Origin of the sequence: Facklamia sp. 7083-14-GEN3, from assembly GCF_024742075.1 — a bacterium.
GTDB lineage: Bacteria > Bacillota > Bacilli > Lactobacillales > Aerococcaceae > Facklamia.
The window spans coordinates 82,793-104,408 of sequence record NZ_JANSGD010000002.1 but is presented as its reverse complement, the minus strand read 5'-3'; the positions used below and the strand labels follow the sequence as shown (position 1 = coordinate 104,408).

At 34.9% G+C, this 21,616-nt stretch carries 26 protein-coding genes; 15 read left to right on the top strand and 11 right to left on the bottom strand.

Annotated elements, in window-relative coordinates:
* Positions 1–33: 33 nt before the first annotated feature.
* From NW240_RS05110 to NW240_RS05095, 4 genes are all read left to right on the top strand, one after another.
* Entirely contained in the window at positions 34–690 is a 657-nt protein-coding gene (locus NW240_RS05110; protein ID WP_258436411.1) for an ABC-2 transporter permease, read from the top strand.
* Between the two features lie 288 nt (positions 691–978).
* A complete protein-coding gene (locus NW240_RS05105) occupies positions 979–1,179 on the top strand; it encodes a cold-shock protein (protein ID WP_090290170.1) in 201 nt (66 codons plus the stop codon).
* A 276-nt stretch (positions 1,180–1,455) separates the two neighbouring features.
* The gene (locus NW240_RS05100) at positions 1,456–1,656 is read left to right on the top strand and encodes a cold-shock protein (RefSeq protein ID WP_090290170.1); all 201 of its coding nucleotides are present in this window, start codon (positions 1,456–1,458) and stop codon (positions 1,654–1,656) included.
* Positions 1,657–1,932: 276 nt separating this feature from the next.
* Positions 1,933–2,133, top strand: coding sequence for a cold-shock protein (locus NW240_RS05095; protein WP_090290170.1), 201 nt, complete (start codon positions 1,933–1,935; stop codon positions 2,131–2,133).
* A 41-nt stretch (positions 2,134–2,174) separates the two neighbouring features.
* Here NW240_RS05095 and NW240_RS05090 read toward each other — a convergent pair whose 3' ends face one another.
* Complete coding sequence (locus NW240_RS05090; protein ID WP_258436410.1) at positions 2,175–2,480, bottom strand: DUF4298 domain-containing protein; 306 nt, start codon at positions 2,478–2,480, stop codon at positions 2,175–2,177.
* A 134-nt stretch (positions 2,481–2,614) separates the two neighbouring features.
* On the opposite strand from NW240_RS05090, the gene pepI reads away from it, so the two are divergent.
* Positions 2,615–3,496 carry a proline iminopeptidase gene (gene pepI / locus NW240_RS05085; RefSeq protein ID WP_258436409.1) on the top strand — a complete coding sequence of 294 codons (882 nt, stop codon included), beginning with the start codon at positions 2,615–2,617 and terminating at the stop codon, positions 3,494–3,496.
* Between the two features lie 52 nt (positions 3,497–3,548).
* On the opposite strand, the gene NW240_RS05080 is transcribed toward pepI, so the two are convergent.
* Both NW240_RS05080 and NW240_RS05075 read right to left on the bottom strand, forming a co-directional pair.
* A complete protein-coding gene (locus NW240_RS05080; protein ID WP_258436408.1) occupies positions 3,549–4,424 on the bottom strand; it encodes a hypothetical protein in 876 nt (291 codons plus the stop codon).
* 245 nt (positions 4,425–4,669) lie between these two features.
* Positions 4,670–5,476: a hypothetical protein gene (locus NW240_RS05075; protein WP_258436407.1), complete on the bottom strand. Its 807-nt coding sequence runs from the start codon at positions 5,474–5,476 to the stop codon at positions 4,670–4,672.
* Positions 5,477–5,700: 224 nt separating this feature from the next.
* On the opposite strand from NW240_RS05075, the gene NW240_RS05070 reads away from it, so the two are divergent.
* Together NW240_RS05070 and NW240_RS05065 are read left to right on the top strand one after the other, a co-directional pair.
* Positions 5,701–6,138 (top strand): histidine phosphatase family protein, encoded by a 438-nt coding sequence (locus tag NW240_RS05070; protein ID WP_258436406.1) that lies wholly within the window; start codon positions 5,701–5,703, stop codon positions 6,136–6,138.
* 262 nt (positions 6,139–6,400) lie between these two features.
* Positions 6,401–7,177 (top strand): nucleoside phosphorylase, encoded by a 777-nt coding sequence (locus NW240_RS05065; protein WP_258436405.1) that lies wholly within the window; start codon positions 6,401–6,403, stop codon positions 7,175–7,177.
* A 48-nt stretch (positions 7,178–7,225) separates the two neighbouring features.
* On the opposite strand, the gene mnmH is transcribed toward NW240_RS05065, so the two are convergent.
* Positions 7,226–8,251 (bottom strand): tRNA 2-selenouridine(34) synthase MnmH, encoded by a 1,026-nt coding sequence (gene mnmH / locus NW240_RS05060; RefSeq protein WP_258436404.1) that lies wholly within the window; start codon positions 8,249–8,251, stop codon positions 7,226–7,228.
* A gap of 320 nt (positions 8,252–8,571) precedes the next feature.
* Between mnmH and NW240_RS05055 the strand changes: the two genes are divergently transcribed.
* The 8 genes from NW240_RS05055 (at position 8,572) to smpB (ending at position 17,160) form a co-directional block, all read left to right on the top strand.
* On the top strand, positions 8,572–9,495 hold the full coding sequence (locus NW240_RS05055; RefSeq protein ID WP_258436403.1) for a dihydroorotate oxidase: 924 nt from the start codon (positions 8,572–8,574) through the stop codon (positions 9,493–9,495).
* Between the two features lie 4 nt (positions 9,496–9,499).
* Positions 9,500–10,420, top strand: a complete 921-nt coding sequence (locus tag NW240_RS05050; protein ID WP_258436402.1) for an aspartate carbamoyltransferase catalytic subunit — start codon at positions 9,500–9,502, stop codon at positions 10,418–10,420.
* Between the two features lie 10 nt (positions 10,421–10,430).
* Positions 10,431–11,714, top strand: coding sequence for a dihydroorotase (locus NW240_RS05045; RefSeq protein WP_258436401.1), 1,284 nt, complete (start codon positions 10,431–10,433; stop codon positions 11,712–11,714).
* Between the two features lie 126 nt (positions 11,715–11,840).
* A complete protein-coding gene (gene rlmN, locus NW240_RS05040) occupies positions 11,841–12,971 on the top strand; it encodes a 23S rRNA (adenine(2503)-C(2))-methyltransferase RlmN (RefSeq protein WP_396134568.1) in 1,131 nt (376 codons plus the stop codon).
* Positions 12,972–13,153: 182 nt separating this feature from the next.
* The gene (gene secG, locus NW240_RS05035; protein ID WP_258436399.1) at positions 13,154–13,387 is read left to right on the top strand and encodes a preprotein translocase subunit SecG; all 234 of its coding nucleotides are present in this window, start codon (positions 13,154–13,156) and stop codon (positions 13,385–13,387) included.
* Positions 13,388–13,522: 135 nt separating this feature from the next.
* Positions 13,523–14,284: a carboxylesterase gene (locus NW240_RS05030; protein ID WP_258436397.1), complete on the top strand. Its 762-nt coding sequence runs from the start codon at positions 13,523–13,525 to the stop codon at positions 14,282–14,284.
* A 21-nt stretch (positions 14,285–14,305) separates the two neighbouring features.
* Positions 14,306–16,645 carry a ribonuclease R gene (gene rnr / locus NW240_RS05025; protein WP_258436396.1) on the top strand — a complete coding sequence of 780 codons (2,340 nt, stop codon included), beginning with the start codon at positions 14,306–14,308 and terminating at the stop codon, positions 16,643–16,645.
* Positions 16,646–16,692: 47 nt separating this feature from the next.
* Positions 16,693–17,160: an SsrA-binding protein SmpB gene (smpB, locus tag NW240_RS05020; RefSeq protein WP_258436395.1), complete on the top strand. Its 468-nt coding sequence runs from the start codon at positions 16,693–16,695 to the stop codon at positions 17,158–17,160.
* A gap of 51 nt (positions 17,161–17,211) precedes the next feature.
* On the opposite strand, the gene NW240_RS05015 is transcribed toward smpB, so the two are convergent.
* From NW240_RS05015 to comGA, 7 genes are read right to left on the bottom strand one after another with little or no spacing between them, the layout of a single operon-like run.
* Positions 17,212–17,964, bottom strand: a complete 753-nt coding sequence (locus NW240_RS05015) for a hypothetical protein (protein ID WP_258436394.1) — start codon at positions 17,962–17,964, stop codon at positions 17,212–17,214.
* Complete coding sequence (locus tag NW240_RS05010; RefSeq protein WP_396134567.1) at positions 17,954–18,436, bottom strand: competence type IV pilus minor pilin ComGF; 483 nt, start codon at positions 18,434–18,436, stop codon at positions 17,954–17,956. Before NW240_RS05010 ends, NW240_RS05015 begins: the two co-directional genes overlap by 11 nt.
* A complete protein-coding gene (locus NW240_RS05005) occupies positions 18,396–18,689 on the bottom strand; it encodes a hypothetical protein (RefSeq protein WP_258436392.1) in 294 nt (97 codons plus the stop codon). Before NW240_RS05005 ends, NW240_RS05010 begins: the two co-directional genes overlap by 41 nt.
* 22 nt (positions 18,690–18,711) lie before the next feature.
* Entirely contained in the window at positions 18,712–19,167 is a 456-nt protein-coding gene (gene comGD / locus NW240_RS05000; RefSeq protein WP_258436391.1) for a competence type IV pilus minor pilin ComGD, read from the bottom strand.
* Entirely contained in the window at positions 19,167–19,511 is a 345-nt protein-coding gene (comGC, locus tag NW240_RS04995; protein ID WP_258436390.1) for a competence type IV pilus major pilin ComGC, read from the bottom strand. The genes comGD and comGC overlap by 1 nt, the downstream gene beginning before the upstream one ends.
* A 12-nt stretch (positions 19,512–19,523) precedes the next feature.
* Entirely contained in the window at positions 19,524–20,570 is a 1,047-nt protein-coding gene (gene comGB, locus NW240_RS04990; protein WP_258436389.1) for a competence type IV pilus assembly protein ComGB, read from the bottom strand.
* Entirely contained in the window at positions 20,548–21,600 is a 1,053-nt protein-coding gene (comGA, locus tag NW240_RS04985; protein ID WP_258436388.1) for a competence type IV pilus ATPase ComGA, read from the bottom strand. Before comGA ends, comGB begins: the two co-directional genes overlap by 23 nt.
* Positions 21,601–21,616: the final 16 nt, after the last annotated feature.

Sequence of the window (21,616 nt, the reverse complement as noted above, 5' to 3'; positions counted from 1 at the left end):
AATGAAGAATTAATAAAAGGAAGGTGGTGGCTTATGAAAGGTTTGCTATATAAAGATTGGCTATTAATTCAAAAGACCAAGTTACATATTTTCGTACCAATAATAATAATTTTTATTATCTTTTATATTAAATCTAGTGAGATGGCTTTGATGAGTGTTATTTCAGTTTCAATCTTATCTTTGATACTGCCAACTATAACTTATGATGAGAGCGAAAATGGAATGCCAATGCTTTTAACATTACCATACTCGCGTGAAGATTACGTACATTCAAAATACTTTTCCTTAATCATAGGTTTAATAGGTTTATTAGTTTTTGAAGTTTGTTTGACTTCACTCGTCGCTTATTTTCAAAATCCACAAACTTTCAATTTTATAGACAATCTTTTGACTATATTAATGATTTTGGCTGTTAGCTCAATCCTGGTTTTAATACTGTTACCTATTCAATTAAAATTTGGTTCAGAAGGGACATTGTTAATAATCCTTAGTTTTTTAGTCCTCTGTATTTTTAGTGTCATTTTCTTTTTATTCAATGAGAAGATAATTTCAGCAGATTTATATAGAATTTTGAAAAACTTCTTTTCAAATAAATGGAGCCAACTCTTTACTTCAATACTAGCCATGAGTATTACATATTTCGCTTCCATAAATATAAGCATGAAGATTATGAAAAGACGTGAATATTAAATAGTAAAACCCTCAGTGAGAGATAAAAAATAGGATGTTAAAACAGCATTTAAAAGTTCGTATTATTTCAATTAGCCTACAGCCGCATGACTTCCTAGCACTATATTTATGAAAGCGTAATTTACTTTCAAATAAAAGTTGACAGATCAATATTTATGAACTATACTAGGTGAGTAGTAAAGAAATAAGTTAATTAAGTCATTTCCATTCAACAAATGTAAATCTTCTTTTTAATTATTTAATTATTGCAATACAAAGTGCTTAAGACGCACACAGGAGGATTTATATATGAATACAGGTACAGTGAAATGGTTTAATGCAGATAAAGGTTTTGGATTTATCGAAGGACAAGATGGGAAAGATGTTTTCGCACATTTCTCAGCAATCTCTGGAGACGGCTTTAAATCATTAGATGAAGGCCAAGCAGTGTCTTACGATGTTGTTTCAGGTGACCGTGGCGACCAAGCCGCAAACATCGTTAAACTATAATAAAACTTAACCCACCAGCTTAGCTGGTGGGCTTTTTTTATCTATTTAATTTTAATCCAATTGCTTACAGCCGCTTGACTTTCTAGCTCTTTATTTATGAAAGCATAATTTGCTTTCAAATAAAAGTTGACAGATCAATATTTATGAACTATACTAAGTGAGTAGTAAAGAAATAAGTTAATTAAGTCATTTCCATTCAACAAATGTAAATCTTCTTTTTAATTATTTAATTATTGCAATACAAAGTGCTTAAGACGTACACAGGAGGATTTATATATGAATACAGGTACAGTGAAATGGTTTAATGCAGATAAAGGTTTTGGATTTATCGAAGGACAAGATGGGAAAGATGTTTTCGCACATTTCTCAGCAATCTCTGGAGACGGCTTCAAATCATTAGATGAAGGCCAAGCAGTGTCTTACGACGTTGTTTCAGGCGATCGTGGCGATCAAGCCGCAAACATCGTAAAACTATAATAAAACTTAACCCACCAGCTTAGCTGGTGGGCTTTTTTATTAATTTCATTTCAAACAAAATTACCTACAGCCGCTTGACCTCCCAGCGCATTATCTATGAAAACGCAATTTACTTTCAAATAAAAGTTGACAGATCAATATTTAAGAACTATACTAGGTAAGTAGTAAAGAAATAAGTTAATTAAGTCATTTTCATCCAACAAATGTAAATCTTCTTTTTAATTATTTAATTATTGCAATACAAAGTGCTTAAGACGCACACAGGAGGATTTATATATGAATACAGGTACAGTGAAATGGTTTAATGCAGATAAAGGTTTTGGATTTATCGAAGGACAAGATGGGAAAGATGTTTTCGCACATTTCTCAGCAATCTCTGGAGACGGCTTCAAATCATTAGATGAAGGCCAAGCAGTGTCTTACGACGTTGTTTCAGGCGATCGTGGCGATCAAGCCGCAAACATCGTAAAACTATAATAAAACTTAACCCACCAGCTTAGCTGGTGGGCTTTTTTATTTTAATATATTTTTAAAATATCTGTGCTTATTTCTAACATTTGGATGGCGCACTCTTTTAAATTGTTTAATGTGTCATAGGCATAGTCTTGACCAAGAACGGCTCGAGTCGATGTTTTAGGCAATAGTCCCATGTTATCTAATTCTTGGTGATCGTACCATTGTTGACTACCATAATATTCAATTAGCTTTTTAACCTTTTCTTTTTGGCTTTGGAATGCTTCTAGTTGATGCATAAGGTCATTCACTGCTTGATCAACGGCTAAATAGTTTTCTTCCATTTCAATAAAATGATCAATTTTATCCATCTTATAACCTCCTTTAGTTAGCAATGCTATCTTACCATTAAATGGAATACGATCGGTATTAAGATATTTAGCGAGTGGAAATGAACAAGTGTTTAAGAGATAATAGAACGAGCAAATTAAAAGGAGACGTTATTATGAGGATACTTGAAGGTAAGATGCCTTTTAAAGGGCATGAAACATATTATCGTATAGTTAATCCCGATGGGAATAAAACGCCGTTAATTTTACTACATGGGGGTCCGGGTTCCACCCATAATTACTTGGAGGTCTTAGATCCACTTGCTGAATTAGACGATCGTCCGTTAATTATGTATGATCAAATCGGTTGTGGCTTGTCGATGGTGACTGATCATCCTGAATTGTTCACTGCACAGGTCTGGAAAGAGGAATTAGTGGCTTTAAGAGACTTTTTAAAGCTCGATCAGGTTCATATTCTAGGCCAATCATGGGGAGGTATGCTGCAGCAAATCTATCAAATTGAAGAACAGCCTGAAGGTGTGAAGTCTTATATCTTTTCTTCCACTTTATCTTCAGCCAAACTGTGGCGAGAAGAAGGGATGCGCCGGGTTAATTTAATGCCAGATGTGCATCGACAAGCTATTCTAAAAGCTGAAGAGAGTAACGACTATCAATCTCCAGATTATTTGGAAGCACTCAACGCTTTTATGGAAAGGTATTGTTGTGGTCCAGTCACTGAAGATTCGCCCGCTTGTTTAAAACGCCAAAAACTAGCTGGTTCAGAAGCTTATTTGGTAGGTTGGGGACCTAACGAGTTTACACCAACTGGCACATTATCAGGCTTTGAATATACGGACCGACTAAAGGAAATCAGCCAATCTTCCTTAGTAATCAGCGGGGCGATGGACTTATCTTCTCCATATATTGCCAAAACTTTATATGACCATTTGCCTAATGCAGAGTGGGAATTATTCCAGTATAGCCGTCACATGTGCTATATCGATGAAACAGCAAAATATATTGACGTTTTAAGAGATTGGTTGAACCGAAAAGATTAATTATTTCAATAATTTAAAGAGCCTAAGCACATTTGCATGGGCTCTTTAAAAATTAAATTTTGATATCATCTAGATTCATTGAATCTCTTATTTCTTCTAATTCTTGCTCAAGGTCAGGAGTGTTATTTATGATTTCTTTTTTAAACATATCTTCGTGATATTCATTCCACATTTCCATAATTGTGTTCACACTAATTTCTAAGTACTCGTCATTCTTATCATAATATAATATGTAAGAAAATTCTGTTAGTAGTAAAGTTTCTTTATCAAAGCTCACCATAATATCAGTTGTGAAATCTTCTGAATCAATTCCGGTTACATACAAATCATAGTGAGGTTGAAATTCATCAAAAAGATTCATGTCTTGACCATTGTTTAAAAAAATGTAATGGTTTTCGTCTTCGAATACTTGCAAGCCATCTGAAATATTTACTAGTGAATCCATTAATAAGTGGTAGTTAGGATTAGCAAAATACTCTAAATCTTCAGAGGAGTCCTCTACTTGATTGACCCATTCATCATTTTCAGAGGAACGGACTAATACAGCTTTTTCGTCTGAAGGCAAGAAGCTCTCTTCAAAGTAGGATTGATCATTTTCTTCAGATTCGAAATAGAGGATAGCCGCTTTAATCGCTTGATCTTGATCAAAAAGTAGGTCGAGCAATGCCCACTGTTGTGAAAAAGTGTTTTCGTCCTCTGTTTCAACCGTAGAATAGAGACTTACATTTTCTGTTACGGAAGTGACTTTCTCATTGGCGATTTTAATTTCCTCAAATAATTCTGTAGCCGTTTTTCGACTAGGTTTAGCTTCAGTCATAAAATCTTCAAAATAATTATTAATCTGAGCATGTGTCTTAATAGGTAATAACATGGATACAGCAAACAGTAGCACAACAATTCGGTTGAAAAAGGGCTTTACTTTCATCATCAATCACTCCCTTATAGTTATGCTTAAATTATAAAGAAATGAATAGGGTATATCTACTATGTTGTTTTAATATATTTTTAAAATTATTATACTACTGATTAATATCGATCTTATTTAGGCTAAGGTAAAGAAATGGAATAGAATAATAAATTAATAAAAAAAGGCGAGACAGTTTAACTGCCTCGCAAATAATTCATTGAAAGTGTCGGGTGAGCAAGAGTTGTATATTAAAAATAAAAAATAATCTAATTCAAATCTTCTTGAGTATCTATTTCATAGTCTTCTTCTCGCAACTGATCCCAATCACTAAATTCAGTAATAATATTCATTTCTAAGTAATTATTTTCCGTTTGGTAACGTGAAATCACTACAAGATCTTGCAGATGGAGTTTTTCTTTATCAAAGGTAATCATAAGATTTGTTGTGAAATCTTGGGCTTGAACACCTGATAGAGTTATTTGAAATTCTTTTTGTAGCATTTTAAACAGGTCTGCAGAATGATTATCGTTAATCATAATGTATGAAGTGTTGTCTTCGTATATTTTAAAGTTTTCAGCGTTTGAAGTCAGTTTTTCAATTAATGAGTGATAGTTTGGTTTTGCATAATAGACTGGTTTATTTTCTGAATCTGACGTAGTTTTTTCCCATTCTTCAACTTCAGAACTACGTGACCAAATAGCTTTTTCATTGAGGGGTAAATATTTTTCACTATAAGAAGACGCATCTTCTTGAGCGAATTCATTGTATAAGTATCCGCCTCTAATCTTTTGATTGGAATCAAAGAGTAGTTCCATTGTTGATATTTGTTGAGATAAGAATTGGTTTTTCTCAGTCTGAGAGACGATAGTTGTATTAATTATTTGATTAATTGATTGAACCGATTCGTTAGCCGCACGAATGGATTGAAATAATTCTTCCGGTTTTTTTTGGATTAATTGAGCGTGTTCAACTTCCCCTGCAAAAGGATTATCCGTTTGAGCATGTCCATTTGTAGGAATCAGAAGCAATAAGCTTAAAGTTAAAATAAATGATTGTAAGAATTTTTTAGTCATTTTAGTAAAAGTCACTCCCTTTGAAATGTACCTTTATTATATGAAAACTTATTTATAATATCCAATTCCTAGCTTATTTTCTTGCTATTTGTTAGAATAGCTATAATTTTTATTGGAGGGCATTTTGTGGATATACACTTAACTTTGCATGGATTTAATTCAAAATCTCAAGCGAATATCAACACTGAGGACCTGAATGAATAAATCGAAAGGATTGATTAAATATGAGGAAGATTTATTTGGTCAGACATTCAATAAGAGATCTTACGGTTAAAAATGAACAAGCTCCCTTAACGGATGAAGGAAAAAAATTGGCTGAAAAGTTGGCAAGTTTTTTCGAAGAGAAGGAAATTAGTGAAATTTATTCGAGTCCATATCTTCGCGTTAAACAAACAATTGAACCAACAGCTGAACGATTAGATTTAAAAATTTTTTACCAGAAAGATTTAAGAGAGCGTACGATTGGGGAATGGGTGGAAGATTTTCCATCATTTTCACAAAATCAATGGAATAATTTTAATTATAAGTTAACAACTGGGGAGTCACTAAATGAAGTATCGCATCGAGTCTTATCTTGTTTTGAGGAAATAATAGAGCAATCACAAGGAAATATCATTATTGCTAGTCATGGAACAGCTTTGTCCGTTCTAATGAATGTTTAGACAAACAAAAAATTTACTTATAAAGATTTCTTAAGTATGAAACAGCCTCAAGTTTATGAATTAAAGTATTCTAAGGGACAAGTTGAGGAATGGGAAGATATTCATCTTAATTAGTTTGTGGGGGGGAATATTTACTGCACAGTGAAACAATAAAGATATTACTAACTATGTTTCTTTATAAAGCATAATAAAAGTTACTTTTCTATTGTTAGCAACTAAAGGATTTAGTATGATATTAAATAAACTCTTTGGAGGAAATTTTATGGATATACACCTACCTTTACATGAATTTGATTCAAATTCTAAAGCGATTATTAACCCTGAAGACCTGAATGAGCAAATTGAAAATTTTCCAAAGACAGTAGTCTCTTGTTTTGCACGCTCAACTTTTCAACGTATGATAAATAACTATCCCAATGAAATAATTGCCATTACTTCAACGGCTCATGGAGAAATACCGATTTATCGTCTCCAAGTTGAAGATAAAGAGCTTGCAGCTTTCAACTCACAAGTGGGGAGTCCGGCTTGTGTAGCAGTCTTAGAAGACTTATGGGCAATGGGTATGGAACGATTGATTTTGTTCGGTACCTGTGGTGTTTTAGATGACAGAATTGAAGATGTATCAATTATTATACCGAATCAAGCCATACGAGATGAGGGAACCTCCTTCCATTATTTAAAACCTAGTTACGAAATGGAAGTCAATCAGACGAGTTTAGCAAGTTTTCAAAACTATTTAAATCAAAAAAATATTTCATCCTATGTCGGAAAAGTATGGACCACAGATGCTATTTATAGAGAAACAATCGACCGATATCGAAAGCGCAAAGAGCAAGGGGGTATAGGTGTCGATATGGAATGCTCGGCAGTAGCCGCTTGGGCGCAGTTTCGTTCAGTAGAAGTCTGTCATTTCTTTTATGCAGCCGATCATTTGAACGAAGAAGTTTGGGATAGCCGTTCTTTAGCCAATGATGCTGCTTTAGATTCGAAAGACTTGATTGCACAAATCGCAGTAGATTTTGCTTTGAAATGGACTTAAGAAACAATAAAAAGCAACGACAGAGAGTGTGTCGTTGTTTTTTTTACTTTATAAGGCTTCATAAAGATCCAATAAGGCGCGTGCTGTATCTTTTGAATGATAATTAATCATTTGGTATTCAAAAACTTTGTTTTTTAGTGTGTAATGTTGATCATAATAAGAAACAATTAAATCTTCGATGACAGAAGCGTAATCTCCTTGATCGAGTGCTTGGAGATGTTTGCTTTTGCGTTCTGAATTCATTTTATTCATATTGATTAATGTTTTTTTAATTTCTTCTAAGTTATTAATATCGGATGTATTAATATATTCTTCTTCAATGCGTTGGATACGTAAATCGAGTGGTGAATCAATATAAACTTGATGGGGAGATTGTTTATAAACGTTATAAAGGGTAAGCGGTGTGTGTACTTTTCCAATACTGGCGCTTTCTCCTTCAATAAAGACAATTCCTGGTTTGAATGTTTCAAGTTTTGCTACTAAAGCGGCCTCATAATTAGCCTGACTAGGTTGTGGACCCAATCCAATTTTTCCAAAATGAGATCCTCGATGATTGGCTAAACCTTCTAAATCTAATACTTGTCCTCCTAGGGCTTCGATATGATTTAAAATCAGCGTTTTCCCCGTACCAGTCATCCCGTCCAAAGAAACAAACTGAAACTGTTCAGGTAGTTTTTCTAAACTTTCTAAAACGTATTGACGGTAAGTTTGATAACCTCCAGCTAACTGATACACGTTAAGGCCTAAACCTTGTAATAAGCCGACGATTGAAGAAGATCTAAAACCACCACTTTTACAATAAAAAATCAAAGAATGGCGGTGACTATGTGTTAAAATTTGACTGAAATAGGTCGGTAAAACACCGCTCATATAGTTAATACCTACTTGTTTAGCTGAATCGATTTTTCCTTGTTTATAAAGTGTTCCCACCTCATGACGCGTTTGATTATCCATTACAGGAAGGTTGATGGCATTTGGAAGGTGGCCGTGTTCGAATTCTTTAGAACTTCTAACATCAATCCAAAGTGGATTCGATAAGGATTGTGATTGTTGATAAGAAATTAATTTTGACATAAGATCACCTTCTTTTGTTTGCGAATTCGATAAGTCCAATAGTAAATTCTACATCTAATAACTATAAAATGAAAGAGTTGATTGTTTGTTGTGAAGAAAGTCTTGCTTTTTTTGAGTTGGCGGGCTATAATAAGTAAAATTTTATTAGTCTTTAACCGTGTACGAGATACATGAAAGATTTATTTGAATAGATCAGTGGAGGAACTTCTCTAATGATATATCCTTTTATGTGCGCAAGTAGGTCAGTAGCGGTTTTTCGTTACTGACCTCTTTTTTTTGGTTAAAACTAAGCGAATTCAACTTATGAAAGGAAGTATGAAATGACGCTTACGACCCAAATTGCCAACCATCACTTTAAATCTTGCTTAATGAACGCCGCTGGCGTTCATTGCCAAACAAGAGAAGAGCTAAATGATATTTTAGCGTCTCGAGCCGCTACTTTTGTTACCAAAACAGCCACTAATCAAGCGCGCAAGGGCAATCCTGAGCCGCGCTATGTGGGTGATCTTCATGGTTCAATCAATTCGATGGGCTTGCCTAATTTAGGAATTGATTATTACTTAGACTATATTGAAGAATTAGAACGAACCGATCTTTTCTTATCGGTAACGGGCCTTTCTAAAGAAGAAATCTATCAAGTATTACATAAAGTTCAAGATTCTTCATTTAATGGCTTGATCGAGTTAAACCTATCCTGTCCTAATGTAGTCGGTAAACCTCAAACAGCCTATGATTTTGAACTTATGCGCGAAATTTTGACAGAAGTGTTTAGCTTTGTCAACAAACCGTTAGGAGTAAAATTACCTCCTTACTTTGACCTTGTTCACTTCGATCAAGTGGCCAAAATTTTGAATCAATTTCCTCTTTCCTTTGTCAATTCGGTTAATTCAATTGGTAATGGTTTGTGGGTTCAAGATCAGACCGTATCTATCAAGCCTAAACAAGGCTTCGGTGGGATTGGTGGAGCCGCTATTAAAGCAACGGCTTTGGCTAATGTGCATGCCTTCTACCAGCGTCTAAATGACACTATAGCCATTATTGGTACTGGAGGCGTTGCAAGTGGCCGTGATGCTTTTGAACATATTCTATGTGGGGCTTCAATGGTTCAAGTAGGAACTGCTTTGATGGAAGAAGGACCACAAATTTTTGAACGATTGAATCAAGAATTAACGGATGAAATGGCAGCTTATGGCTATCAAAAATTAGAAGATTTCCGCGGCAAATTACAGTACATGGAGGAATAAAATAATGAGTAATCACAACTTAGTTTTTAAGCATTTCGAATCCACCAAGAAACTAAATTCCGGTATGGTAATGAAATTGATCCATCGAGCCATCGAATTTAAGAACCTCGATCGTTCCCTATTACCACAATATCCTGGCCACTTTGTTTGTAATGTTTTTTTGGAAAATTCAACTAGAACTCATCTTTCGTTTGAAATGGCAGAGAAAAAATTAGGTATGCCGGTCATTGCTTTTGATGCGAAAACCTCATCACTTTCCAAAGGAGAGACCCTCCTGGATACTTTGATAACACTAGAATCTTTAGGCGTAGATACAGTAGTTGTGCGTACTCGAGAAGAAAACTATTTTGAACCTTTGATGAAATCACCTCATTTAAACTTGTCGATTATTAATGGAGGGGACGGAGCTTCTCAGCATCCTACACAGTGTATGCTAGACTTAATGACAATTTATGAAAAGTTCCAGCGCTTTATTGGTTTGAAAATAGCGATAGTAGGTGACTTGAGTCACTCGCGTGTTGCCCACTCTAACGCTGAAATCTTATCTCGTTTAGGGGCTGAATTATTTTTTTCAGGACCAGAAGAGTGGTATGACGAAACATTTGATCATTTTGGAAGCTATCTACCAATGGATGAATTGATTGGAGAAGTCGATGTTTTAATGCTTTTAAGAGTCCAATTAGAACGCCATGACCAGCCAGATAGTTTCGAAGCAGAAACTTATCATCGTTTATACGGTTTAAATATTGAAAGAGCCAGTCGTATGCAAGACCATGCAATTATTATGCACCCAGCACCGGTCAATCGGGGGGTAGAAATAGCCGATGAATTAGTCATGTCAGAAAAATCTGTAATAGCTGAACAAATGAAAAATGGTGTATTTATGCGTATGTCAATTATTGAAGCAGTGATGAACGGAAAGTAGGTAAAATAAGATGTTATTAATTAAGAATGTGCGAATGCTAAATCGTCAAGGCGAATTCCAAGCAGTGGAAGTATTAATTAAGGACCAGAAAATTAGTGCAATCGGTCTAAATCTTTTAGATGAATTATCGCATGAAGAACTTAAAATTTTCGATGGTCAAAATGGTTTAATTACTCCGGGACTAATAGATTTGCATGTTCATTTTCGTCAGCCTGGTTTTGAAGGGAAAGAAACCATTGAAACCGGATCAAAAGCAGCGGCTAGAGGCGGTTATACACAAGTCTGTGCCATGCCAAATCTAAATCCAGTTCCAGATAATCTAGCAGATTTTACAGCTTTGATGCAATTAAACGAGCAAGAAGCCTGCATCAAAGTTCATCAGTATGCACCGATTTCTCTAGAAATTACTTCCGAAGAAGAACTGGTTGATTTTCCTGCTTTAACACAAGCAGGAGCTGTTGCCTTTACTAATGATGGTAAGGGCGTTCAAACGGCTGGTCTAATGCTTCAAGCTATGCAAATAGCTGAGCAATTAGACCGACCAATTGTCGCTCACACTGAAGACAATTCACTTCTCTTTGGCGGGGTTATGCATAAAGGGAAGGTAAGTGAAAAGTTGGGCTTACCAGGAATATACTCTGCGACTGAATCCAGTCAGATTGCCAGGGATTGTATTTTGGCTAAAGAAGCAGACTGCCACTACCATGTTTGTCATGTTTCGACTAAAGAAAGTGTGGCTGTTATTCGTGCTGCCAAAGCTGAAGGCGTTAGAGTAACTTGTGAAGTGTGCCCCCACCATCTTCTCTTGTGTGATGAGGACATTCCAAATGATGATGGTAATTGGAAGATGAACCCACCATTAAGAAGTCGCGCAGACCAAGCAGCCTTAATTCAAGGTTTACTTGATGGAACGATTGATTGCATAGCAACCGATCACGCTCCGCATATGGCAGAAGAAAAGAATCAGAGTATGCTCAAAGCACCTTTTGGTATTGTTGGATCAGAAACTGCTTTTGCCTTGCTATACACTTATTTTGTTGAACGAGGAATTTGTAGTTTAGAACAATTAATCAATTGGATGTCATGTGAACCAGCTAGGATTTTTAATTTAAAAACTTCAGATCTAACAGTGGGGGGCATTGCTGACCTTGCCATTTTTGACATTGACCATGAATTTCCAATCGATCCGAAGGACTTTGCTTCTAAATCAACCAATACACCTTTTGTAGGTTGGCAAGTTAAAGGTAAGACCTTGGCAACTATCTATCAGGGTCATCTTGTTTATCAGGCTTAAGAAAATCTCATGAATTTTTGTTAGAGGCTGATGGTTATTCTTTAGAAGGTAAATAAAATAAAGACAGGCTCTTTTGTTTGTGCTAAACTGAACATGAAGTTTTATATAAATAGAGGAGTTTTATCAGTGAAATCAATATATAGTTTAACCCTAGACGATCTAATCGAATGGCTAGCTCAAAGAGGTGAAAAGCCATACCGGGCAGATCAAATCTGGCAATGGCTTTACCGTCATCATGTGGCTTCCTATGAAGAGATGACCAATATCCCCAAAAAGATTTTAGAACCTTTATCCGAGGAATTTATTTTTTCTCCTTTAAAAACAGAAATTGTACAAAAAGCCCAAGATAAAACCACTAAATTTTTGTTTGAATTACAAGATAAGTCAATGATTGAAACGGTTTTAATGTATCATCATTATGGTATTTCAGTTTGTGTGACGACGCAAATTGGCTGTAATATTGGCTGTAAGTTCTGTGCTTCAGGTTTAATTCCTAAAGTAAGAGATTTAGAAGCAGGAGAGATAGTTGCTCAAATCATGTACGTTCAACGACACTTAGATCAATTAGGTCAAGGTGAGAAAGTTTCTCATATTGTAGTTATGGGTATAGGTGAACCTTTTGATAACTATGATAACGTGATGAAGTTCTTAAGAATTGTGAATTCAGATAAGGGACTAGCTATTGGGGCACGTCATATTACTGTCTCAACTTCTGGCTTAGCACCAAAAATCCGTAAATTTGCTGATGAAGGATTACAAGTCAATCTAGCGGTTTCTCTCCATGCCCCTAACAATGAGACTCGATCTTCTATTATGAAGATTAACCGAGAGTATCCAATTGAAGAGTTGTTTGATGCCATTTATGAATATATCGAAAAAACGAATCGACGGGTGACTTTTGAATATATTATGATTGATGGGGTCAACGATACACCTCAACATGCTAAAGAATTGGCTAATCTATTAAAACCGATGCTTAAATTAGCTTATGTCAACTTGATTCCTTATAATCCAGTTGCAGAAAATTCTTTCCAGCGTTCAAAGGCTGAAAATATTGCGCAATTTTTTGATATTTTAATGAAGAATAAGGTTAATTGTGTCGTACGTAAAGAACACGGAACAGAAATTGAAGCGGCTTGCGGTCAGTTAAGGTCTCAATACGAACGTCAAAGAAGAGCTAAAACTGCTAAGAAGACAAAGGAAGAAATCCGTAAACTTTCACAAGCTCGTAAGGCGGCTAATTCGGTTTCTAATTAAAGTAAATAATGGGATGTTTATAAAAAAACTATTAAAAGTAAGTCAAGCCCTTTAAAAGAAGATCTTTGATCTACTTCTGAGGGCTTTTTTTAATTTATCTGTATGTTCTAGCGATTATCTATCACATTTTTCAAAAATGTGTGATATAATTTCCTAGATAGTCCATATGAAGGAGGGCAACTATGTATAACGCTTTGATGATATCTTTAATAGTGGTATCCATTTTAATCATCTTATTAGTAATTATGCAACCATCTAAGAGTAATGCAGCTTCAACCTTAACCGGTGGAGGAGATGATGGTACCGTAAAAACTAAAGCACGTGGCTTTGAAGCTTTTTTAATTCGTGCAACAACTGTTTTGGGCGTGCTGTTCTTTGTCATTGCCTTAGCTTTAGCATACTTATCGGCTAAATAATCGTTAAAGATTTTGAATAGACGCACATGTTGGCTTTTTAGGCCACATGTGCGTATTTATTTAGAAACAGGGGTATTTCTTTTGTTTCTAGCGAGCTTTAGATACAATGATACTAAGAGGTTAGGAGTGAAAATAATGGTGAAAGTTCCATTTGATAAGGCGGTTTATTTAGTAGGTCAAGATAAGAAGGTAGGGATTCTACTCTTCCATGCTTATACGGGATCAACACGTGATATGAATCTATTAGGAAGGTTATTGAATCGCCAAGGATATAATGTATTAGTGCCGCTATTTAGTGGTCATGATACACAAGATATCAAATCGGTTTTGGACTACTCCCCGACTATCTGGCGTCAAGAAGCTTATGAAGCTTATCATTGGATGGTGGAACAGGATTTTGAGCACCTCTTAGTCTTTGGGCTTTCGTTAGGAGGGGTCATGGCTACAGATATTATTTCTAAGAAAGATTTTAAAGGAAGTGGTGGAGGAATCTTTAATGCACCAGTTATGACGAAAGATCCAATTGATATTTCTGACTCATTTATGCATTTAGGCAAATTTTTAGCCACTCAACGGCATGATACAGAGACATTCATGGAAGAGTTTGATGATATATTAGAAGATCATTGGCATCAGATGAAAGACTTAGAGATTATCAAAGAAGAAATTACTTCTCAATTATCAAATATTAAAGTACCTTTTTATATCGCTCAATCGGGTGAAGATGAATTAATAGAGCCAGATGATTCTTATTTACTTCAAGATGCCTTGATTAATGCTCGCATTGACTTTCATTATTTCCCACATAATACACATTCCATTCCTACAAACCGCGACCGTAAAGCTTTTGAAAAATCGGTTTTAGATTTCATCAAGCAAGTGACCCAACCCTTTTAGGTTGAGAAAGGAGAATAAATCTTGAGTTTATCTAGATTAGAAAAAGACATTATTGTTTTTTTACAAGGAAATAAAGAAGAATCCTTTTCAGTAGACCAGCTATCCCAATTTTTTAATTATCGAGGAACTAAAAACTATAAAAAATTAATAAAGGCTTTAGCCTTTTTAGAAAGAATTGGTGAAATCCAATTAACGCCTGAAGGTCATTTTAAAGCTTTTTCTTCAAATGAAGAAGTAGTAGGCATTTACCGTGCAAATGAAAAAGGTTTTGGATTTATCTCTCATGAAGAAGGAGAAAGTGACTATTTTGTACCCAGAGGTAAAAATGGGGGCGCAATGGACGGAGACACAGTTCGTGTTCGAATTGTTAAGCATGTTAACCCAGCTACTGGCAAAGGGTCTGAAGCCCAAGTAATTGAAGTGATTGACCGTAAAGCTAGCCAGCTAGTCGGTGAATTTTATGGCTTTAATCAAGAAGAACGTGAGTCCACAGGCTATGTTGGATACATAAAGCCACAAGGTGAGTTTCCAGATGAGACTAAAATCTTTATACGTCCAGATGGTATTCATCCAGCTAATCACACTATTTGTATTGTTGAAATCGCTGAATATCCAGACGGTCGTAAACCGAATGAAATGGTAGGTCTTGTGACTAAAGAAATTGGCCACAAAGATGCTCCAGGGGTTGATATTTTAGCCGTCCTCTTCCAATTTGGTATTCCTCATGAATTTCCAAAAGAGGTGCTTAAGGAATCTGAAGCTGTGAATCAGACAATAAATCCAGAAGAAATTAAAGGTCGTGAAGATTTACGTGATCAATTGATTATTACCATTGATGGCGCAGATGCTAAGGACTTAGATGATGCTATTAGTTTAGAAAAAATTTCTGATAAGGAATATCGCTTAGGTGTCCATATTGCTGATGTATCGCATTATGTGCGACCAGGTTCTGCTATCGATAGCGAAGCTTATGAACGAGGGACTTCTGTTTATCTAACCGACCGGGTAGTCCCAATGTTACCTCAACGCTTGTCTAATGGAATCTGTTCCTTGAATCCGCGAGAAGATCGCTTGAGCTTGTCATGCGAAATGGTGATTAATAATCAAGGACAAGTAATTAAGCATCGCATTTTTAAATCGGTTATTCATTCATCCTATCGAATGACTTATTCAGATGTGAATGTTATTTTAGACGGCGATTCAACTTTAAGACAAGATTATCAAGAAATTGTTCCTATGTTGGAAGAGATGGCCGAGTTACACGAAATTCTCTATCAAATGCGTCGTCGTAGAGGGGCACTCGACTTTGATGCGCCTGAAGCGAAGATATTGGTAGATGAAAAGGGGCACCCGACAGAAATTGTTTTGCGCGAAAGATTTACCAGTGAGCGATTAATTGAATCCTTTATGCTAGCTGCTAATGAAACGGTAGCAAAAGAATATTTAGGGAAGCAACTACCGTTTATTTATCGAATTCATGAACAACCAGACTCTAATAAGATGGACCGCTTCGCAGAATTTATTTCGAGCTTTGGGGTCATTCTTAGAGGTAATACAGAAGACATGGCACCTAGAGCCTTACAAGAGGCGCTTAAAAAGGTTAAAGGTGAGGATTACGAACAAGCTGTTTCAACTATGATGCTAAGGTCTATGCAACAAGCTAAGTATTCAGATGAAGCGGCAGGACACTTTGGTTTAGCGGCAGAGGACTATACACACTTCACTTCACCAATACGTCGTTATCCTGATTTGATCGTACATCGTTTGATTAGTCAATATTTATCAGGGAAACCTTCTAATAAGGAAATTTCTAAGTTAGAAGACCAACTACCAACTATTGCGACTCATGCTTCTAAAATGGAACGTCGGGCAGTTGATGCAGAAAGAGAAACCGATGCTCTCAAGAAAGCTGAGTATATGATGAATAAAGTTGGAGAAAGTTTCTGGGGAACTATTTCATCGGTTACTTCTTTCGGAATTTTTGTGGCCCTTCCTAATACGGTAGAAGGACTTGTTTCTATTCAGAATTTAGATGATGACTATTATCATTTTAATCCAGACCATATGCTGTTGATTGGTGAGAGAACACACAAAATCTTCAGAATTGGCCAACGAGTTAAAATCGAAGTTAGTAATGTCAGTGTAGAAGATCGACAAATTGATTTTAAGCTAATTGAAGCTGAACCAGTAGAAGGTATCGATCCAAAAATTATTCAATCTTCAACTAAAAATAAGAAAAAGAATCAACAGAATAAAGCCAATAAAGTGAATCCTAAAAGAGGTAAAAATTTAGCAGGTAAAAAAGTTTCTGCTAAGGGAAACTTTAAGAAAGCAAAAAGAACTAAAAAAAAGAAATACTAGGAGTCCATCAGGTTATAATAGACTCCTAGCACTAGCAAGGAGATTTTATGGCAAAAAATAAAGCAGAACATGATAAACCATTGGCTCAAAACCGTAAGGCTAGACATGATTATGAGATAATTGATACTTACGAAGCCGGTCTAGTGCTCAAAGGAACAGAAATTAAATCCATTCGAGCAGGAAAAATAAACATTCAAGATGGCTTTATTTCAATCTATGGGGGCGAAGCTTGGGTAAAGAATGTTCACATAAGTCCTTATGACCATGGTAATTTGTTTAATCACGATCCCTTAAGAGATCGAAAATTATTATTACACCATAAGGAAATAGTGGATATGGAACAAGCAACACGCCAAAAAGGGATGACTATTGTCCCCCTAAAGGTTTATTTAGTCAGAGGCCGAGCTAAGCTCTTAATTGGGGTTGCTCGCGGGAAACATCATTATGATAAGCGCCAGGCTCTCAAAGAACAACAAGCTAAGCGAGATATCGATCGAGCCCTTAAAATAAGATAAATTAAAACAGCAAGCACTCTGGAGGATTTGAGAATGCTTGCTGTTTCTTCGTTAACTAGCCTTAGAATCCTGATAGAGATTCCCATGCCATTGGAGGAGGTAATTTAGTTGAGGTAAGTCTTGTTTCTTTTCGAATGACTCACCAGTAGAAAGTCTTGAGTCGAAAATTAATTTGTACCCAGAAGTTAAAATCTTGCTTGTTCCAGTATTAAATTCAATCTGAAATTCTTGTTCAAGTGTTCCTACCCACTGCGATTTTTTATTTTTATTAAGACCTTTATTTATTAGATAGCCTTGCGAACTAAGTAGTAAGTGACTAGCATCGAAAGAATCTTCCTTAGAAGAATTAGGAAAAAGAGTCACTTGATCATTAGCTACCCATTCGCCATCAGCTTCTATTATTGAAAAAGTTGGCTCAAAATTTGATGGTTTTTCTATAAAAATAAGCGTCTTATAGAGTAGAAGTAATGAATCAAAGTCTAAAGTTTCAACTTCGATTAAGTTAATCGTTTGAATTAAGGAATCACTTGTAAACAGGCCCAAGTCATTTAAACTTTCTTTTTGTAGAAGTTGACATTCTCTTTGAAGAGATTCTTCTAGGCTTTTTGTCCATTGGTCTTGGAGAATAGGACGCAGGTTAGAATCTGCTAAAAGAGTTTGAATTTGTAATTGATAATAATTATTTGACTGGTGGATTCTTTGTCTGTGGAGAGCATTAAGTTGAATGACTCCTAAGTAAATAACTTGGCTTAACATCATAAAACACAATACCATTGGTAGGATAAGCCCTTTTTTATTTTTCATCAAAATCTTCCGTTCTTATATAATTAGAATGAAAGGTATGTGAGAAGATTTGACCATTGGTTAGCTCCACAGAGATTGTTATAAAGGGTTTTTGTGGACTTAGATGCCATGATTTTACTTGAAAGAGGTAAGGGTGATGTCCGGGTCTGCGATAAATTTTTTGATTTCTTAAAATGACTGAGCTCTCTTCATCGTGATCTTCTTTGAGACAAAGTTTTATTTCTTGTGAAGAGACATCCATAATTAAAAATTGATTAAATTCACTTTCCATCATCAGTGTGAAGTGCTGCCAATCTAACGAACGATCTTGACGCATATTTTCATCCAATTTGCGGTAATGAGAAACACTTATCATGAGAGTGTTCATTATTAAAGCAAAAATAGAGAGTGTTATAAGGCACTCGATTAAGGTGAAGGCCTGTTTTGATTGTTTATAAGGATTGAATAGCTTGAATTTCAATCTGATAGACACTCCCTCTCTTAAACTCTATTTGACAGGAAACAGAGTCGCACGAAAAATCATCAACCTCGACTGAAAACAATAATTGGTAACTTTCCATTGTAGATTGGATAAGTGTCTCTTTTTTATTTAAATCTAAATCAGAAAGTTGAATATCCACTAGTTGATAAAATAATTGCCATTCATTATTTTCTGTTTTTAATTGCTTAAAAGTTCTTAATTCTTGATTAAAACTAGGTAAATAAAAGCTCAAAATCCAAGACAAGATCAATAAGCCTACTAATGCTTCAATAAGACTGCTTCCCTTTTTGCTCCTTAAAAACAAATTGACCACTTCCTAGTTGAAAAACAAGCTCAAAATTATTGCCTTCTGAATTTTCAAAGTAAACAGTTTCAAAATCATTAATACGACCACTACTTAAGTAATAAAAAGAAAAAGAGTTAAGTAGTTTTAAATGTTTAGGGATTATGAGTTGACTAAAATTCTTGCGGGATTCTATTTGCCAAAAGTAGATTATTCCTCTTTTACTAAAGACAACCTGAACCGGATCTTGATCAATAATTGCTTTATCTTGAGCTAAATATAGCTGACTCTTCAATTGATCTTTAAAAACTTTTGTCTGATAATTAGCTTTTAATTGTTGATAAGGTAAAGACGTCAGAAAAATCATCAATATACTAAAAACTGAAAGTACGCACAAAGCTTCGATTAGTGTAAAGGCTGATTGATTTTTAGCTTTCATTAAGGAGACAGTATTTGATTGAGGACTTCAGCTTCAATCCTTTCAGCCGCTTCGTCTGCTTGCTTTTGAGTAAGATAACCTTCACTAACCAAAGTTTCCAAGCTTAATGATTCTTGGGTATCTTCTACTAGGTAATAAGCATCCGCTTGAGTTTCAACAATCTCTGTAATATTTTCAACTGCTTGTTGGTCGATACGGTCTTTTTGACCGGAAACATTGGGAATAATAATAGCCATTAATAGTGATACAATAATAAGCACAATTAGCATTTCAATGAGTGTAAATGCTCTTTTGTCTTCAAAAATTCGATAAAGGTTAATTTTATTTATGATTCTTACTTTCATGAAAGCTCCCTTCTATATCTCCATGGTTAACATTGGTAACATTAGAACGAGGTACATGGCCATTACAATAATAGCAATTACTAAAAACAGTATTGGCTGAACAAAACTAAGTTTTTTATTAAGATCTTCGACCACCTCCTCAAATATTTTTTTAGCATAAAGTTTACATTTCTGACCGGTCTGACTCGTCAGCTCCCCTTGGTATATAACTAAACTAAGCGTTTTTGTAAAAATACCTATGTTTTCTAACGAATCACTTAACTCGCTCCCACTTAAAAATTGTTGATGTAAGTAATTCGCTAATTCACTAATTAGGGGATCGATGGGATATGAAATTAAAAGACTAAGCGTTTCTTGCATGGAAAATCCAGCTGCATAAAAATATGAAAGTTCATCAGCTAGACGATAAGATACATATTTTCTAATTAGTTTTCCTAAGAGAGGCAGCTTAACTAAGAGTTGAAATCTGTTGATAATTGAAAGCTTTAATAAATAAAAATCAATAATTAGATAAACAAATAAAATAAGTGCTAAAAAAGTGATGCTGATTTGTGGTAGTAAGGTAAAGAGAATGAGCAAATAACGAGCTAATAAATAAGTTTCTAAAATCTCTTTATTGATAAAAGATAAAATTTGCGGAAGCATCCAATGTCTCATTGCAAATAATAAGCATGTTAGAAAAATCATTAAAAAACACGGATAAATAAGTGTTTTTATTAATTTTTTTTGATAGTCTCTCATTGTTTTTAAGTGGTTTACAATTTCAAAAAGAGCTTGATTAAATCGTCCTTGTTTTTGAGCAAAAAATAATTGAGCGGCAATTCGATTCGAATATCCATAATTTAAAAGAACCTGATCGAAACTTTGCCCCATATTTAAACTCTTCAATATTTGATCAATAGTTAAGATTCTTTTAGGTAAAAGTATTTTCATAAATTGCAGACTTTGGTAGATAGAAAAACCTTCTTGAAGCATTTCTGCTAAGATTTGTAAAAAGTATATTTTTTCATCTTGATTAAAAAATGATTTTTCTTTATTAAAGAACTTCAAAGTGGTCATATTCTTTTTTATGAATGTATCCATAGGCCCATGCCTTTCTTAGTTGTTGGTTAAGGGTGAAGAAATTGAGAGGCAAATCAAAATGATTCAAATATTCTTTCAAATGCTGACCATATAATATTTCGAACAATGCAGCTCGATGAAATTCTTTAGGAATATGATTGCAAGATAATTGGACACTACTCTTACAAAGAGGGCAAAATCGAGGGACAAGTCTTTGTGAGATGACACCGATGAGAGATTGTTTTAATTGTTGCTGACTAATAGTTAACTCTTTAAGTCGCGCAATAACCCCAAAGGTATCCTTAGCGTGAATAGTTGCAATCATTAAGTGACCGGTTAAAGCACCCCTTAAGGTCATACGTGCAGTCTCCTCATCCCGAATTTCTCCAATAAAAAGAATGTCGGGATGATGTCTGAGCGAGGACTTAATTAATAAGTCATAAGAAATGCCTATTTTTTCATTTACCTGCGTTTGTAAAAAAGAAGGTTCTTTGATTTCCACAGGGTCCTCCATAGTAATGATTTGTAACTTTTCATCATTCATTCTTTCTCTTAAAAGCTGATAGATAGTTGTGGTTTTACCTGAATTGACTGGACCCGAAATCAGTATCATTCCAGATTTACTTCTAATCAATTTTCGAATGAGGTTAATTTGATTGGGAAAGTAGGTGTTGATTTGTTGAGACTTATGAACTTTACTAAATATTACTCGAACGACCAAGGATTCTATAAGGTTTACGTTGGTAATAGTAGACAATCTTAATTCAACCATTTGTTCTTCAGTAATTTTAAATTGACAAGCTCCAGATTGAGGCCGTCTTTTTTCACCAACATCCATATTGGCTAAAAACTTATAATGGGCGATTATTTTTCTCCCTAAACTTAATGGAATTTTTTTGTGGTAGTGGAGTTGACCATTTATCCGAAAGAAAACATGGTAACTATCAATGTTTGGCATAAAATGAATATCGGAAGCTAATAAATCGATGGCTTCATTAATCAGTGATTTTGATATTTCTTCGATCATCAACTCACCCTTTTTA

Coding starts and splice junctions, on each gene's coding strand:
- NW240_RS05110 (WP_258436411.1), top strand. CDS start 34: ATGAAAGGTTTGCTATATAAAGATTGGCTATTAATTCAAAAGACCAAG.
- NW240_RS05105 (WP_090290170.1), top strand. CDS start 979: ATGAATACAGGTACAGTGAAATGGTTTAATGCAGATAAAGGTTTTGGA.
- NW240_RS05100 (WP_090290170.1), top strand. CDS start 1,456: ATGAATACAGGTACAGTGAAATGGTTTAATGCAGATAAAGGTTTTGGA.
- NW240_RS05095 (WP_090290170.1), top strand. CDS start 1,933: ATGAATACAGGTACAGTGAAATGGTTTAATGCAGATAAAGGTTTTGGA.
- NW240_RS05090 (WP_258436410.1), bottom strand. CDS start 2,480: ATGGATAAAATTGATCATTTTATTGAAATGGAAGAAAACTATTTAGCC.
- pepI (WP_258436409.1), top strand. CDS start 2,615: ATGAGGATACTTGAAGGTAAGATGCCTTTTAAAGGGCATGAAACATAT.
- NW240_RS05080 (WP_258436408.1), bottom strand. CDS start 4,424: ATGATGAAAGTAAAGCCCTTTTTCAACCGAATTGTTGTGCTACTGTTT.
- NW240_RS05075 (WP_258436407.1), bottom strand. CDS start 5,476: ATGACTAAAAAATTCTTACAATCATTTATTTTAACTTTAAGCTTATTG.
- NW240_RS05070 (WP_258436406.1), top strand. CDS start 5,701: ATGAGGAAGATTTATTTGGTCAGACATTCAATAAGAGATCTTACGGTT.
- NW240_RS05065 (WP_258436405.1), top strand. CDS start 6,401: ATGGATATACACCTACCTTTACATGAATTTGATTCAAATTCTAAAGCG.
- mnmH (WP_258436404.1), bottom strand. CDS start 8,251: ATGTCAAAATTAATTTCTTATCAACAATCACAATCCTTATCGAATCCA.
- NW240_RS05055 (WP_258436403.1), top strand. CDS start 8,572: ATGACGCTTACGACCCAAATTGCCAACCATCACTTTAAATCTTGCTTA.
- NW240_RS05050 (WP_258436402.1), top strand. CDS start 9,500: ATGAGTAATCACAACTTAGTTTTTAAGCATTTCGAATCCACCAAGAAA.
- NW240_RS05045 (WP_258436401.1), top strand. CDS start 10,431: ATGTTATTAATTAAGAATGTGCGAATGCTAAATCGTCAAGGCGAATTC.
- secG (WP_258436399.1), top strand. CDS start 13,154: ATGTATAACGCTTTGATGATATCTTTAATAGTGGTATCCATTTTAATC.
- NW240_RS05030 (WP_258436397.1), top strand. CDS start 13,523: ATGGTGAAAGTTCCATTTGATAAGGCGGTTTATTTAGTAGGTCAAGAT.
- smpB (WP_258436395.1), top strand. CDS start 16,693: ATGGCAAAAAATAAAGCAGAACATGATAAACCATTGGCTCAAAACCGT.
- NW240_RS05015 (WP_258436394.1), bottom strand. CDS start 17,964: ATGAAAAATAAAAAAGGGCTTATCCTACCAATGGTATTGTGTTTTATG.
- comGD (WP_258436391.1), bottom strand. CDS start 19,167: ATGAAAGCTAAAAATCAATCAGCCTTTACACTAATCGAAGCTTTGTGC.
- comGC (WP_258436390.1), bottom strand. CDS start 19,511: ATGAAAGTAAGAATCATAAATAAAATTAACCTTTATCGAATTTTTGAA.
- comGB (WP_258436389.1), bottom strand. CDS start 20,570: ATGACCACTTTGAAGTTCTTTAATAAAGAAAAATCATTTTTTAATCAA.
- comGA (WP_258436388.1), bottom strand. CDS start 21,600: ATGATCGAAGAAATATCAAAATCACTGATTAATGAAGCCATCGATTTA.